Origin of the sequence: uncultured Bifidobacterium sp. (assembly GCF_959020145.1) — a bacterium.
Taxonomy (GTDB): domain Bacteria; phylum Actinomycetota; class Actinomycetes; order Actinomycetales; family Bifidobacteriaceae; genus Bifidobacterium.
In genome coordinates this window covers 52705-66910 of record NZ_CAUEQY010000002.1, presented here as the reverse complement: position 1 = coordinate 66910, position 14206 = coordinate 52705, and the positions used below count along the sequence as shown (strand labels likewise).

The window sequence follows — 14206 nt, the reverse complement described above, 5'->3', positions numbered from 1 at the left end:
AAAAAGAGGAAGGGCCTGATCTTCGCGTAGGCGACGAGCCGGTCCGTCAGTTGATGAGTTCCTTGACCGCTGCGATGACGGCTTGCAGACTCGCCTTGGCGTCACCAAACAGCATCTGCGTGTTGTCTTCGAAGTACAGCTCGTTCTGGATGCCGGCATAACCGGTGCCACGGCCACGCTTCATGACCACCACGTTCTGCGCCTTGTCGACGTCGAGAATCGGCATGCCGGAAACCGGGGTGCCCGGCTTGCGGGCGGCCGGATTGGTCACGTCGTTGGCGCCGACCACCAGAGCCACGTTGGCCTGCGGGAACTGCGGATTGATGTCATCCAGGTCGACGAGCTCCTCATACGGGACGTTGGCCTCGGCGAGTAGCACGTTCATATGGCCAGGCATACGGCCTGCCACCGGATGGATGGCGTAGGAGACTTCGACACCATGGTCCTTGAGCAGGGTGCCAAGGTCAGCGAGCTCACGCTGGGCCTGGGCCTGGGCCAGACCGAAGCCCGGCACGAAGATGACCTTCTCTGCGTAGACGAGCTGGACGGCCAGATCGTCGGCGGAGGTTTCCTTCATGGTGCCCTCCAGCCCCTCTCCGGCGCCCGCCGCAGAATTGGAGCCGCCGAAGCCACCAGCCAAGACGGACAGCAGCGGACGGTTCATAGCCTTGGACATGGCGATGGACAGGGTCACGCCCGCCGCACCGACGAGCGCGCCGGCCACGATCAGGGCGATGTTGTTGATGGCCAGACCGGACATGGCCACTGCGGTGCCGGTGCAGGCGTTCAACACGGAGATGACGACCGGCATATCAGCGCCGCCGATCGGGATGACGAACACGAGGCCGTAGCACAGGGCGAACACGGTGGTCAGGATCGACCAGAGCAGACGCTGGTTCGGCTGCACGCACAACATCACGAAGGACACGATGGTGAGCACGACGAACAGGATGTTCCAGAAACCCTTGCCCGGCAGGCTCAGCTTCTTGACCCACTTGATGCCCTGCAGCTTGCCGGCTGCGATCAGCGAGCCGGAGAAGGTGACGGAGCCGATCATGATGCCCAGACCCGCGGTGATGAGCACCACGATGGATGGGGTTTCGGCGGAGGTCAGGATGTCGTTCAATGCCACGAGCGCGGCGGCGCCACCGCCCACGGTGTTGAACACGGAGACCAGCTGCGGCATGTCGGTCATCTTGACCTTCTTGGCGGAGACCACGCCCGCCACGGCGCCGATGACGATGCCGACAATCAGCACGATGACTGCGACGCCATGCTTGAAACCGTTGGAGGCCTCACCTGCGAACAGCACGATGAAGGCCATGGCCACGGCGAACACCATGCCGATGGCGGAGACCATGTTGCCCTTGCGGGCGGTCTTCGGGGAGTTCATCAGGTGCAGGCCGATGACGAACATCACTGCGGCCAGCAGATAGACGAACCATTCGATGACGCCGAGCGGCGTGCTCAGCATTTCGGCCAGGGTACCCATTTACTTGGCCTCCTCTTCCTTCTTCTTGCCCTTGTCGGACTTGAACATCTCCAGCATGCGGTCGGTGACGACGTAGCCGCCGACGACGTTCATCGTGCCCAGCACGGCGGCCAGGAAGATGAACACCCAGGCGAGCGGACTGGTGGCGTGCGCGGCGACGATGACGACGCCCGCGATGACGATGCCGTGGATGGAGTTGGCGCCCGACATCAGCGGGGTGTGCAGGGTGGCGGGCACCTTGCCGATGACCTCGACGCCGATGAGCAGCGCGAGGACGAACAGTGTGATCGCAACGACGATATCCATTGCTTTACTCCTCTTCCTTCTTGGCTTCCTCGCCGCGGCCGGCCACGACCATGGCGTTGTCGAGCTCTTCGTTCAGGTCGATGGCGAGCTTGCCGTCACGCACGAAATGCGCCAGCACGTCGGCCACGTTGCGGCTCAGCAGGTTGGATGCGGTGGTGGACACGCCGCTGGCCAGATACGGGGCGCCGATGATGGTCACGCCGTTGTCGGTGACCTGGGTGCCGACGGAGGAGCCTTCGACGTTGCCGCCAAGGTCGCTTGCCGCGCAATCGACGATGACGGCGCCACGATGCAGACCGGCCACACCGGCCTTGGTCAGAAGGACCGGAGGCTTGCGTCCCGGCACTTTGGCGGTGGTGATGACGATGTCGAAGCCGGCGGCCTTCTGATCGACCGCGGCCTGTTGCTGGGCCTGCTCTTCGGCGCTCAGCGCGCGTGCGTAGCCGCCTTCGCCCTGGCCCTTGGAGAAGTCAAGACCAAGGTCGAGGAACTTGGCGCCCAAGGATTCGACTTCGCCCTTGGATGCCGGACGCACGTCGTACGCGGTGACGACGGCGCCGAGACGCTTGGCGGTGCCGATGGCCTGCAGGCCGGCGATACCGGCGCCCAGAATAAGCACCTTGGCCGGGCGGATGGTGCCAGCGGCGGTGGTCATCATCGGCAGGAAGGAACCGTACGCGTTGGCTGCCACGATGGCGGCCTTGTAGCCCATCACGGAGTTCTGCGACGTCATTTCGTCCATGGACTGCGCGGAGCTCAGCTGACGCGGCAGCTTTTCCATGGCGACGCCGACCAGACCGGCCTTCTCGATCACGGCGACGTAATCGGCATCGGTGAACGATCCCAACATGCCAATGATCCATGTGCCCTGCTTGACGCGGGCGAGCAGCTCATTGCTTGGACGATCCACAAAACCCAGCGCGTCGGCGCGTGCGATCACATCGTCGGCGGAGACGACCTGCGCGCCCGCCTTCGTATAATCTTCATCAACGTAGTGCGATGCGACGCCCGCACCGGACTCAATCAGACATGTAACACCTGATTTACGCAACCTCGTTACGATATCCGGTGTCAGAGCAACACGGGACTCGTGTTCGGAAGTCTCGTTGAGAACTCCGAAGACCACGGTGGCTTCAGCTTTTTCAGCCATAGGTGCCCTTTCTTCCTCGTTAAAGAAATCTAATGAACAGATACAGCGCCCAAGTGTAACGTACACGGCAACATCGCGGCCGCAATCGTTCATCTTTCGAATCACGGGCTGTATCCGGCATGCGCCGCCCGTTTCCCTGATGGCCTGTCACCTTACGCTACCGTAAGGTGACGTGTCGCGCGCGACGGGCTATCATTCCTTCTTTAGATACCGTTTATATACGTAGGAGAGTCACGTGTCCATCATCACCTCGTTGAACAAGCAGGCCACTAATCTCGCAAGGAAGGCGTTGCGCTTGGGCAACGATTTCGTGCACCCGGTCAGCGACGATTCCGGCAATACACCGGATTACAACGACCCGAACAGCATCCTCTCCCCCGATGGCCATATCGAGCTGCCGCACACCGCTGAATGGGGACCGGGATACCCGTCCACCACGTTCCTTGACCCTGAAACCGGACTGTTGACCACGAAGACAGAGGGCAATCCGCCGCTAGACGAAGGCACCTCCATCTACGATATCTACGCCGACCGCGCCGCTCGTATGGGCGACGAACCATTGTACACGTTCAAGCAAGATGGCGATTGGCACACCAAGACCGCAAATGAGACGCTCGCCGACATCCGCGCCGTCGCGAAGGGCTTGCTGCATTATGGTTTGAAGAAGGGCGATGGCGTGGCTTTCATGTGCCGCACCTCCTACGATTGGGATGTGTTCGACGCGGCCGTCATGGCCTGCGGCGGCGTGCTCGCCACGATTTACGATACCGATTCCGCCGAGCAGATCCGCAATATCGTCAACAATTCCGATGCGCGTCTGCTGGTCGTGGAAACCACTGATATGAAGGCGAAGGCGGACGGGGCCGAAACCGAATGCCCGACTTTGGAGCACATCGTCTGCTTCGAGACCGGTGGTCTTGACGAGATCAAGGCGTATGGCTCCGGTGTGAGCGATGAGGCGCTCGATGCGCGAATCGATTCCGTGCAGAAGACCGATCTGTGCTCCATTGTGTACACGTCCGGTTCGACCGCCGCGCCGAAGGGCGTGGAGATGACGCATGAGCATTATTGCGCCACCGCGTTCAATCTGCCCGATTATATGCCGGAACTGCTGCATGACAAGAAGAACACCGTCCTGCTGTTCCTGCCTCAGGCGCATTCCTTCGCCCGTGCCATCAACTACATCTGTGTGGCGAGTAATCTGCATATCTACATCGCGCAGGGCATCAAGACATTGACCGCCGATTTGCAGGTGGCCAAGCCGACCATCATGATCGTTGTTCCGCGTGTGCTGGAGAAGGTGTACAACGCTGCTTCCCAGAAGGCCGGTCATGGCGCCAAGGGCGTTGCTTTCGCCGCAGCCGTGGTCGCCGCGCAGAATTATATGAAGGAAGTCAGCACCAAGGGGAAGACCGGAACGCTTACCAAGGCACGTCGCGCGGCGTTCGATCCGGTGGTCTATGCCTCGCTGCGTGAGGTGCTCGGCGGACGCGCCAAGTGGATCGTCGCGGGCGGTGCGCCGCTTGATCCGGAGTTGTTGGCGTTCTTCCGTGGTGCCGGCGTGCCGGTCTACGAAGGCTACGGATTGACCGAAACCACCGCGCCGTGCGCGTTCAACGTGCTTGGCGTGCCGTATCATCAGGGTTCCGTCGGCATCGCGTTCCCTGGTTTCGAGCTGCGTATCGCCGAGGATGGGGAGATTCAGGTCAAGGGCGCTTCGGTGTTCCCGAAGTACCATAAGAACGGCGAGGCCACCGAGGATTCCTTTACCGAGGATGGCTGGTACAAGACCGGCGACTTGGGCCGCATTGACGACGATGGCTTCCTGTACATCATCGGACGCAAGAAGGATCTCATCATCACCGCCGGCGGCAAGAACGTCTCCCCTGGCCCGATCGAGGATGTCATCAAGCGTTGCGAATTCGTCTCTCAGGCGTTGGTGCTTGGCGACAAGCGTCCGTTCATCTCCGCGCTGATCACGCTTGACGAGGAAGCGTTGCGTCCATGGCTGGAAAGCAAGGGTCTCAACCGAGATATGTCGATGGAGGAGGCCTCCAGCAACGCGGCCGTCCGCGCCGAAGTCCAGAAGTGGGTCGATCAGGCCAATGAGGGCGTGTCCCGTGCCGAATCCGTGCGTAAGTTCATCATCCTGCCGGAGGAGTTCACACAGGAGAACGGTTTGATGACCGCTTCCATGAAGGTCATCCGTCCGAAGGTGATCAAGCGTTACGCCACCCTGCTGAACACGCAAATGTACACCAAGAAGAAGTGACCATCCAGCACCAACAAGCTTAGAGCATAAGAAAGCCTGCCGCATAAACAGCGGCAGGCTTTATTGTTCCCACCCGGAAAAAATCAGAAGCCCAGCTTCTCAAGCTGCTTGGCTGAGCCGTCAAACGGGCAGCCCAGTGGGCTGACCGTAGGCGAAGTGAGCAGCTTCGCCGCGAAGCGGATCCTAAGCGGCTTAGAAGCCCAGCTTCTCAAGCTGCTTAGGATCCGACTGCCATCCCTTGGCCACCTTGACATGCAGGTCGAGCTTGGCCTTCTGCCCGACGATGCGGTTGACCGCGGTGCGCAGCTTCTTCTTGACGCGTACCAGATGCTCCGCGTTATGTCCGATGATGATCGGCTTCTGCGAATCACGTTCCACGTAGATCGACACAATCACCTGCGCCTTGCCCGCGTAGGATTCGCCGCTGTCGTTGTCTTCCGGATATTCGATGGAATCCACCACCACGGCGAGCGAATGCGGCAGCTCGTCATCCAATTCCTCCAGGAACGCGCCTCGAATCAGTTCGGCGATGGTGTCTTCCGGACGTTCTTCGGTGATTTGCTCGGCCGGATACATCTGCGGTCCTTCGGGCATGTTCTCCACCAGCACGTTGCGTACTTCGGCGAGATTGTCGTGCTCGAGGGCGCTCACCGGCACAATGTCGGTGAAGTCGGCGAACTCGTTGATTTCGATGAGCTTGTCGATCAAAGCGCTTCGGTCCAATTCGTCGATTTTGGTGACGATGGCGATCAGCGGCACCTTCCATTTGAATGTGCCGTCGTCGCGTTTGACGGCGAAATCAGAACGCAGCCTGCTCAGAATGCGTTTGTCGCCGGGGCCGATTTCCTGGTCGGCGGGCAGCAGGAAGGCGATCGCGTCGACATCGGATAGCGATTCGTCGACGACATCGTTCAGCCGCTGTCCGAGCAGCGTACGCGGACGGTGGATACCGGGGGTATCGACCAGCACGATCTGCGCGTTGTCTGTGGTCAGAATGCCGCGGATGGCCTTACGTGTAGTCTCCGGACGGGATGAGGCGATGGCGATCTGCGTGCCGATAAGCGCGTTGATCAGCGTCGATTTGCCGACGTTCGGACGTCCGACCACCGCGACGAAGCCGGAACGATATGGAACGGGGGCTTCGGCGTCGGAATGCTGGGAAGCCGGTTCGGTCACATCTGCGTCAGTCATGCTTGTCCTTGGAATCCTTGTCGTCATGGGATGCCTCTTCGGCACCGTTCGTATGGTCTTCGTGTTGTTCAGTTTCGTCCACGCCCTCGACGTGGGCCGGTTCCACCACGATGGTGGACACTTTCTTGCGGCGTCCCGCGGAGTCGACCGCGGTCAGGCGCAGGCCCCTGGTGACGGCCGTCGAACCGACGATCGGCACGCGGCCAAGCAGCTTGGTGAGCAGACCGTATACCGTGTCGACGTCGTCCTCGTCGATGTCGATTTCGAAGATCTCCTCCAAGTCGGCGATGGGCGTGCGTGCCGGCATGCTCCATTTGTTCTCGCCGATTTGTTCCGGATCGGCATGCTGGGTACGGTCGTGCTCGTCCTCCAGTTCGCCGACGATCTGTTCGATGGTGTCTTCGATGGTGACCAGGCCGGCGATGCCGCCGTATTCATCCACGACGATAGCCACATGCTGGCGGGTGCGCTGCATCTGGTGGAACAGGTCGTCGACCGGCTTGGATTCGGGCACCAGCATCGGGTCACGGACGATGGATTCGACATCGCGGGATATCGCCGCGGGATTGAACGCCGTGGCGCGCACGGCATCCTTCAGGTATGCCACGCCGACCAGATCATCCACATCATCGCCGATGACCGGTATACGGGAGAATCCGGAACGGGAGCACAATTTCAGCATGTTCTCCAGCGTCTCCCCTCGTTCGATGCAAATCATATCAGTGCGCGGCACCATGATCTCACGCGTCAACGTTTCGGACAACGTCAATACGTTGCGCAGCATTTCGGAAACCTCAGGGTCGAAATCATTCGCCTCGACCAGACGATCTATGGTGGCGCGCCCTTGTTCGAGTTGGATTTTTTCAAGCTCCTCATCGTCCGACAGATCATTCGAATGACGTTTCGCATCCTTCTGTCCGCCGATTTTAGCGAATGGCGTCAAAGCCACCGCGACCGACGCCGCATCGGCATGCTTCAGCATCAGATCGACCGGTTTGGAGGCGCCCGCGCTACGTGGACGGACCAGCAGCGAAATCACCGCGACCACCAGCGCGAACACGAAGCCGACAAGCAGTCCCGCCCATAACGGCGCATCGCACAACGACGCGATCGCGGCGACCAACACACCGTCAAGCACATTGCAGGTGATGCGGAAGAACGCGCATGAACCGGCGGTCGCGTAGCGGTCGGCGATCAGCCGCTGCACCTTGTGGATGCGTTTGATCTTCTTGTCGCGTATGAATTGCGACGCCTCCGTATCCGTCTGAATCTCAAGAATGAGGTTGTTCAGACTTGCCCTCGTGACACGTCCCACCGCGCCTTCCGTCGCGGCCATCGACAGCGACAGCCAGACCAGCAGCAATGCGATGACGACGAGAATCGCAATCATCGTGATAGTCGTTGTTTCCATGGTTCGTCAACCCCCACTTTCGAAACCGTCGGATGATGCATCATGCCGTCATTTGGCCGTTTTGCCGCCGGCCCCGTGTTCGCGGTCCCATTCGGCGAGCGCATCCGGCGTGCCGGCGGGAAGCGTCGCCTGCGCGCCGGCTCCCTGTCGAAGCGCGAAGAACGTCAATAGCAGCTGGCGTTGCAAGCCGAACATCTGCCGTTCCTGTTCGGGTGTGACATGGTCGTATCCGAGCAGGTGGAGGATGCCGTGGATGGTCAGCAGCATCATTTCCTCCATGGTGCTGTGGCCGGCCGCGAGCGCCTGCTGGGCGGCCACCCACGGGCATAGCACGATGTCGCCCAGCACGCCTTCCATTTCGGTTCCGCCGTCTCCGGGGCGCAGTTCGTCCATTGGGAAGCTCATGACGTCGGTGGGGCCTTCGAGGTTCATCCAACGCATGTGCAGTTGGGCGATGGGATCCGGGTCCACGAACATGATGGTCAGGTCGGATTGTGTGCTGACCCTCATCTGGCTCATGACCCATACGCCGAGGTCGGAAAAGATTTTGCCGTCGATCTGCCAGGCGGTTTCGTTCGTCACTTCAACGCTCATTTATGCGTTTTCCTTGTTCTTGTCGTCGAATGGTTGCGATGATGCGGCACGCGCGCTTCTGCTGTGGTCTCCCGCTATGGCCGTGTGCCTGTCGTAGGCGGCGACGATTTTGCCCACGAGCGCGTGGCGGACCACGTCTTCGGGCTTCAGGTGGGCGAAGGCGATGTCGTCGATGCCGTCGAGGATGCGTTCGATGGTGGCCAGACCTGATTTCGGCACGGTCAGATCCACTTGGGTCACGTCGCCGGTGATGACCATTTTGGTGTTGAATCCCAGTCGGGTCAGGAACATCTTCATCTGCTGTTCGGTGGTGTTCTGGGCCTCGTCGAGGATCACGAACGCGTCGTTGAGCGTGCGGCCGCGCATGTAGGCGAGCGGCGCCACTTCGATGGTGCCGTCGTCCATGTATCGCTTGAGCTGGTCCGCTCCGAGCATGTCGGACAGCGCGTCGTACAGCGGTCGCAGGTACGGGTCGACCTTTTCGTTGAGCGTGCCCGGCAGGAAGCCGAGGTTCTCCCCTGCTTCGACGGCGGGACGGGTCAGTATGATGCGCCGGACCTGCCTGTCTTGGAAAGCACGTACCGCTTTGGCTACGGCAAGATAGGTTTTGCCGGTGCCTGCCGGTCCGATGGCGAAGGTGATGGTGTGCGATTCGATGGCGTTGACGTAGGCTATCTGTCCGGCGGTTTTGGCACGGACCGGTTTGCCGAGCGCGAAGGTGATGACGCCCGGCACGTGAGGACGCCGCCTGTCTGCGGTTTCCTCACGATGGGACGCGTGCGACTGTTGCCTGCCGGCCATGCGCAATTCCTCCACCACGCGGCCGTGGCCGGGATGTGTGGCGCGGACCGGATTTTTAAGCACGTTCTGGTCGAGCATGCGACGGACGGTATCGGCGTCCATCGGCGCGGTATAGGCGGCTTGGATGATATCGGCAACCACCTGTTCGGCTTGGGCGGCTTGGGATTCGGATTTGCTGGAATGCGACATGATGGCGATGCGGTTGCCCCGTACGATGATGGTCAGGTCGGGGAACGCACGTTCGACTTCCCGAAGCACCTCGTCCACAGGGCCGAGCACGGTCACCGGATCAAGCTGTTGGGGTATCGCGATGGTGCGTGTAGTGGTGGGCACAGAACCTCTTCCGATGTCGGTATTGGCGGTAGGCAGTATGTGGACTATTCGTCGAGCTTTTCGCCGGTAAGCACGTGGGCGTGCACGTGGAACACGGTCTGTCCGGCGTCGATTCCGGTGTTGAAGATCAGACGGAAGGCGCCATGGAACTCCTGGTCGGCGATTTTCTGCGCCACTTCGGCCATGTGGGCGAGCTGTGCCGGATCCTCTTTGGCGAGTTCGGCGACGTTCGCGTAGTGCTTGCGCGGCACGATCAGTACGTGCACCTTGGCTTTCGGATTGATGTCCTTGAAGGCGTAGGTGGCATCGTCCTCGTACACCTTCTCGCTGGGAATCTCACCTGCGATAATCTTGCAGAACAGGCAATCCTTGTCGCTCATAACGCTCCTTATCGGTATTGGAAAAACCTTCGCTACCATGCTACACCAGCAGGAAACGGGGCGATTCCGGCAATTTCACGCAATGGAGCCGGGATCAGACGAAACGTCCCAATGCTCGCGCGAGCAATGACAGCGCGACCGGACCGGCGGTGGACGCACGTAGGATGTTGCTTCCCAGCACGCACACTTCGGCGCCGGCTTTCGTGAACGCCTCGACTTCGGCGTCGCTGATGCCGCCTTCCGGACCGACGAGCACATATATGGTGCGCGGACGTCCGTCCTTCAGACACGTATCGGACAGTTTGGCGATACCGGTTTCCAGTTGTTCCCAGGTCTTCGTGGCATCTTGATGCAGCACGATCACCATGTCGCCATGCACGCATGCGCGCTTGCAGATGGCGACCACCTGCTTGCTGGTCACGCAATCGTCCAGCTGGGGCGTCCACGATCTGCGCGACTGTTCGGTGGCGGATTCCAGCACCTGCCTCCACTTTTTGTCAGTACGTCCTGCCTTCCATTTGGCGATGGAACGGTCGGCCTGCCAGGGAATCACCTGATCGACGCCGATCTGCGTGGCCATATCGATCGCCTGCTCGTCATGGCCGGTTTTGGCGAGAGCCTGCACCAGCGCGAGCCTGGTGACCGGCTGCGGCTCCTTGCCGAATCGCAGCACTTCCGCGATTCCCTGCTGCGCGTCGCGCAGTACGGCGTGGATGCGCAATCCCCTGCCGTCGGAAAGCTGCAGTTCGTCGCCGTCCTTCAATCGCATGGCCTGGATGGCGTGCCTGCGTACGGATGAGGGAAGCGTCAGCCTCCATCCGGCGTTGAGCTCGTCGCTGTTCACCGGTACGTCGTCATGGTCCGTATCAAGCAGAAAAAGGGCATCAGTCATAGCTTCCGAGCCTATCAGGAACCCCACATAACCCATATCGGACCTATCGCGACACGCCAGGATTTGCATCATGGATTTCAACTGCTATAGTTTTCATTCGTTGCCGCTGAGCAACGCACCTGTCCGGGTGGCGGAATGGTAGACGCGCTAGCTTGAGGTGCTAGTGCCTATTTTATACAGGCGTGCGGGTTCAAGTCCCGCTCCGGACACCGGAATAAACCCCTTGGAGACAAGGGGTTTTCTTGTATCTGACGAAAGATTGGCGGAATACGGGCAATGCGGTTCATTCATCTTGACTCCATCGACGACGAGCGTGTGGCGGCTTATGTGAATCTCACGGAAATCCAGCTGCGCAACAGGCTGGAGCCCAGCAAGGGATTGTTCATCGCCGAATCGCCCAAAGTGATAGACCGTGCCCTGGCCGCTGGACGCGAGCCGATTTCCCTGCTGGTCGAGGAGTCGTGGATCGACGGCATGAGCGGCATGTTCGATGTCATCGAGAAACGTTGGGGCGATGGCATTCCCGTGTATGTCGCTTCGCCTGAGCAGCTCAAACGTCTAACCGGCTACCGGCTGCATCGCGGAGCCCTTGCCGCGATGAAACGCTGGTCCCTGCCCAGCGTCGAAGAGGTCTGCCGTGGCGCTCGCCGGGTCGCGGTCATGGAGAATATCGTCGACCACACGAATGTGGGCGCTCTCATGCGTTCGGCTGCGGCGCTCGACGTGGATGCGGTGCTCGTCACTCCGTCCTGTGGCGACCCGTTGTACCGGCGCGCGGCACGCGTGTCCATGGGCACGGTGTTCCAAGTGCCGTGGACGCGCATCGGAGGGGACGACAAGCATTATTGGCCGTTCACCGGCATGCGGGAACTGCATGATCTGGGGTTCACCACCGTAGCGATGGCGCTTGAGGATGATTCCATTTCTTTGGCCGAATTGGTCCGCCGTCTCAACAACGCCGAGACTGAAAGCGACCATATTGACAAGCTCGCGTTGATTTTCGGTACCGAAGGAGATGGACTGTCGCACCACACCATCTCCCGCGCCGACCTTACGGTGAAGATTCCCATGAGCCACGGCGTGGACAGTCTCAATGTCGCCGCATCAAGCGCGGTCGCCTTCTATGCGACGCGTCGAGTGGACCATCATGCGTGAGACGCGCATGAACGCATGGTGAAACGTTGCTGAAACGAACTGGAAATTTTCAAGACTCGCGCTGCAAACTCCTTGCGATTTGCTGAATTTATGCAATCATAGTGTGCGTAAGCGGTTTCGTGATGAAGCGGACCGACCGTGCGTACGGTGTCGCAAGACGCTCTCAGAGAGGAGTTCCCATGGCGAAGAACCCAAAGATTCTTTCCATCGTGCTGGCAGGCGGTGAGGGCACCCGTCTGATGCCATTGACCAGGGACAGGGCCAAGCCTGCCGTCCCATTCGGCGGCGTGTTCCGTCTGATTGATTTTCCGCTGAGCAATCTGGTGAATTCCGGCTACATGCAGACGGTCGTGCTTACCCAGTACAAGTCCCATTCGCTTGACCGCCATATCTCCACTGTATGGCGTTTCTCGCCGCTGTTGGGCAACTACGTCTCCCCTGTGCCGGCGCAGCAGCGTCTCGGCAAGCATTGGTATCTCGGCTCGGCCGACGCCATCTACCAGACCATCAACATCATTGAGGACGTGCAGCCCGACATCGTGGTGATTGTCGGCGCCGACCATGTCTATCGCATGGATTTCCAGCAGATGGTGCAGCAGCACATCGAATCCGGCGCGGAATTCACCGTTGCCGGCATCCGTCAGCCCATCAGCCAGTCCAACCAGTTCGGTGTGATCGAGGTCGATCCCGATCATCCGAATATGATCAAGAGCTTCCAGGAGAAGCCGCAGACCACCACGGGACTGCCGGACGACCCGAATTCCATCCTGGCCTCCATGGGCAACTATGTGGCCAACACCGATGCCTTGTTCGCGGCGCTTTCGTTGGATGAGAAGGCCGAGGATACGAAGCATGATATGGGCGGCGACATCGCGCCGTATTTCGCGGCACGCAACGAGGCCGGCGTCTACGATTTCAATTCCAACGAGATTCCGGGAGCCACACCGACCGACCACGCCTACTGGCGTGACGTGGGCACGCTGAAGCAGTTCTACGATGCGCATATGGATCTGATCTCCTATGTGCCGGAGTTCAACCTGTACAACACCGAATGGCCTATCTACACGCTGTCCGGCAACCTGCCGCCGGCGAAGTTCGTGCATGCCGGCCGCGACCGCCTGGGCCATGCCACCGATTCGATCGTCTCCCCCGGCGTCATCGTTTCCGGCGGCGAGGTGCACCATTCCGTCCTGTCGCCGAACGTGCGCATCCATTCGTGGTCTCAGGTCGTCGATTCGATTCTGTTCGACGGTGTGGTCGTCAACCGTCGCGCGCGGGTCTACAAGGCGATTCTCGACAAGAACGTCGTGTTGACGGAGAATTCGACCGTTGGCATCGATACCGAGCATGATTTGGCGCGTGGCTTCACCGTCACGCCGGAAGGCATCACCGTGGTGCCGAAGGGTACCGTGGTCGACGACTGACATACGTCGTAATACGAAAGGCGCGCTTCCCCGTTCGGGAGGCGCGCCTTTCGTATGTTGTTCCGTTTTTCTTACGTTTGGCGGCTGCGGTTCACTGCACGGCAACCGCAGCAAACGTCAGTATTTCGGCAGATTGTCGAAATTGAAGCCGAGCGCGGCGAGCTGGTCACGGCCTTCCGGCGTGATCTTGTCCATCGTCCAACGAGGTTGCCAGGTCCAGTCGATGCGGAATTCTTCGACGAGACCGGCGAGGGTGCTGGCGCATTCGTCTTCGATCAGGTCGGTCAGCGGGCAGGCCGGCGTGGTGAGCGTCATCGTGATGATGGCTCGGCCCAGTTCGTCGATTTCGATGCCGTAAACCAGACCAAGGTCGATGACGTCGATGCCGAGTTCCGGGTCGATGACCTGGTGCAGGGCTTCTTTCACGTCAGCTGCCGTGGCACGTCCGATATCGTCGACGGCTTTCAGCGGAATGTCGTCATCCTGCGGTTGGGAGCATCCGCACGCGTCGGCATGATTGCCGCAGCCGCAAATGTCCTGCCCGTCTTTTTTGGATTCCTTGTTCACCGGTTTGCCGTCCTTGAACCCTTTGGCCAGGTTCGGATTGAGCATGACGCGACGGGCCGCGTCCTCATCGTTGCCCAAGGCCTTGGTCACGGAATCGAAGATCGACGCCTGCGGTTCGGGTACCAGGGTGTCGCTCATTGTCTCTCCAAACTGTTGATGGACGTTGCTTGTATCTGTTGAGCAAGAATAGCGCGTCGCTTGGGGTTTGTCACTAGTGTTTTTCCAAACGCCGAGTTGA

General features: G+C 60.1%; 13 protein-coding genes and 1 tRNA gene. 4 read left to right on the top strand and 10 right to left on the bottom strand.

What is annotated here, in order from left to right:
- Positions 1-46 precede the first annotated feature (46 nt).
- Genes Q5H33_RS01245 through Q5H33_RS01235 form a run of 3 tightly spaced genes read right to left on the bottom strand, consistent with a single transcriptional unit; the run spans position 47 to position 2948 of the window.
- Positions 47-1474, bottom strand: coding sequence for an NAD(P)(+) transhydrogenase (Re/Si-specific) subunit beta (locus Q5H33_RS01245; protein ID WP_171024944.1), 1428 nt, complete (start codon positions 1472-1474; stop codon positions 47-49).
- A gap of 18 nt (positions 1475-1492) precedes the next feature.
- Complete coding sequence (locus Q5H33_RS01240; RefSeq protein WP_003809446.1) at positions 1493-1798, bottom strand: NAD(P) transhydrogenase subunit alpha; 306 nt, start codon at positions 1796-1798, stop codon at positions 1493-1495.
- A gap of 4 nt (positions 1799-1802) precedes the next feature.
- Entirely contained in the window at positions 1803-2948 is a 1146-nt protein-coding gene (locus Q5H33_RS01235; RefSeq protein WP_302422614.1) for an NAD(P) transhydrogenase subunit alpha, read from the bottom strand.
- 235 nt (positions 2949-3183) lie between these two features.
- On the opposite strand from Q5H33_RS01235, the gene Q5H33_RS01230 reads away from it, so the two are divergent.
- Positions 3184-5220, top strand: a complete 2037-nt coding sequence (locus tag Q5H33_RS01230) for a long-chain fatty acid--CoA ligase (RefSeq protein ID WP_003809451.1) — start codon at positions 3184-3186, stop codon at positions 5218-5220.
- Positions 5221-5412: 192 nt separating this feature from the next.
- Here the strand turns inward: Q5H33_RS01230 and era are convergent, their stop codons facing one another.
- From era to Q5H33_RS01200, 6 genes are all read right to left on the bottom strand, one after another.
- A complete protein-coding gene (era, locus tag Q5H33_RS01225) occupies positions 5413-6411 on the bottom strand; it encodes a GTPase Era (protein WP_003809452.1) in 999 nt (332 codons plus the stop codon).
- Entirely contained in the window at positions 6404-7822 is a 1419-nt protein-coding gene (locus Q5H33_RS01220) for a hemolysin family protein (protein WP_003809453.1), read from the bottom strand. Before Q5H33_RS01220 ends, era begins: the two co-directional genes overlap by 8 nt.
- A gap of 48 nt (positions 7823-7870) precedes the next feature.
- On the bottom strand, positions 7871-8416 hold the full coding sequence (gene ybeY, locus Q5H33_RS01215) for an rRNA maturation RNase YbeY (RefSeq protein ID WP_035011076.1): 546 nt from the start codon (positions 8414-8416) through the stop codon (positions 7871-7873).
- A complete protein-coding gene (locus Q5H33_RS01210) occupies positions 8417-9550 on the bottom strand; it encodes a PhoH family protein (protein ID WP_003809457.1) in 1134 nt (377 codons plus the stop codon).
- A 44-nt stretch (positions 9551-9594) separates the two neighbouring features.
- Positions 9595-9930, bottom strand: a complete 336-nt coding sequence (locus tag Q5H33_RS01205) for a histidine triad nucleotide-binding protein (protein WP_011743131.1) — start codon at positions 9928-9930, stop codon at positions 9595-9597.
- Between the two features lie 94 nt (positions 9931-10024).
- The gene (locus Q5H33_RS01200) at positions 10025-10822 is read right to left on the bottom strand and encodes a 16S rRNA (uracil(1498)-N(3))-methyltransferase (RefSeq protein ID WP_033499432.1); all 798 of its coding nucleotides are present in this window, start codon (positions 10820-10822) and stop codon (positions 10025-10027) included.
- A gap of 121 nt (positions 10823-10943) precedes the next feature.
- On the opposite strand from Q5H33_RS01200, the gene Q5H33_RS01195 reads away from it, so the two are divergent.
- From Q5H33_RS01195 to glgC, 3 genes are all read left to right on the top strand, one after another.
- A tRNA-Leu gene (locus Q5H33_RS01195) sits at positions 10944-11031 on the top strand.
- 67 nt (positions 11032-11098) lie between these two features.
- Positions 11099-11977 carry an RNA methyltransferase gene (locus Q5H33_RS01190; RefSeq protein WP_003809463.1) on the top strand — a complete coding sequence of 293 codons (879 nt, stop codon included), beginning with the start codon at positions 11099-11101 and terminating at the stop codon, positions 11975-11977.
- A 179-nt stretch (positions 11978-12156) separates the two neighbouring features.
- Positions 12157-13401 carry a glucose-1-phosphate adenylyltransferase gene (gene glgC, locus Q5H33_RS01185; RefSeq protein WP_003809465.1) on the top strand — a complete coding sequence of 415 codons (1245 nt, stop codon included), beginning with the start codon at positions 12157-12159 and terminating at the stop codon, positions 13399-13401.
- Positions 13402-13518: 117 nt separating this feature from the next.
- Here glgC and Q5H33_RS01180 read toward each other — a convergent pair whose 3' ends face one another.
- A complete protein-coding gene (locus tag Q5H33_RS01180) occupies positions 13519-14106 on the bottom strand; it encodes a metal-sulfur cluster assembly factor (RefSeq protein ID WP_003809468.1) in 588 nt (195 codons plus the stop codon).
- Positions 14107-14206: the final 100 nt, after the last annotated feature.

What these genes read in the sequence shown, in the direction of transcription:
- Q5H33_RS01245 (WP_171024944.1), bottom strand. Translation starts at nt 1,474, where the DNA reads ATGCTGAGCACGCCGCTCGGCGTCATCGAATGGTTCGTCTATCTGCTG.
- Q5H33_RS01240 (WP_003809446.1), bottom strand. Translation starts at nt 1,798, where the DNA reads ATGGATATCGTCGTTGCGATCACACTGTTCGTCCTCGCGCTGCTCATC.
- Q5H33_RS01235 (WP_302422614.1), bottom strand. Translation starts at nt 2,948, where the DNA reads ATGGCTGAAAAAGCTGAAGCCACCGTGGTCTTCGGAGTTCTCAACGAG.
- era (WP_003809452.1), bottom strand. Translation starts at nt 6,411, where the DNA reads ATGACTGACGCAGATGTGACCGAACCGGCTTCCCAGCATTCCGACGCC.
- Q5H33_RS01220 (WP_003809453.1), bottom strand. Translation starts at nt 7,822, where the DNA reads ATGGAAACAACGACTATCACGATGATTGCGATTCTCGTCGTCATCGCA.
- ybeY (WP_035011076.1), bottom strand. Translation starts at nt 8,416, where the DNA reads ATGAGCGTTGAAGTGACGAACGAAACCGCCTGGCAGATCGACGGCAAA.
- Q5H33_RS01205 (WP_011743131.1), bottom strand. Translation starts at nt 9,930, where the DNA reads ATGAGCGACAAGGATTGCCTGTTCTGCAAGATTATCGCAGGTGAGATT.
- Q5H33_RS01200 (WP_033499432.1), bottom strand. Translation starts at nt 10,822, where the DNA reads ATGACTGATGCCCTTTTTCTGCTTGATACGGACCATGACGACGTACCG.
- Q5H33_RS01190 (WP_003809463.1), top strand. Translation starts at nt 11,099, where the DNA reads ATGCGGTTCATTCATCTTGACTCCATCGACGACGAGCGTGTGGCGGCT.
- glgC (WP_003809465.1), top strand. Translation starts at nt 12,157, where the DNA reads ATGGCGAAGAACCCAAAGATTCTTTCCATCGTGCTGGCAGGCGGTGAG.
- Q5H33_RS01180 (WP_003809468.1), bottom strand. Translation starts at nt 14,106, where the DNA reads ATGAGCGACACCCTGGTACCCGAACCGCAGGCGTCGATCTTCGATTCC.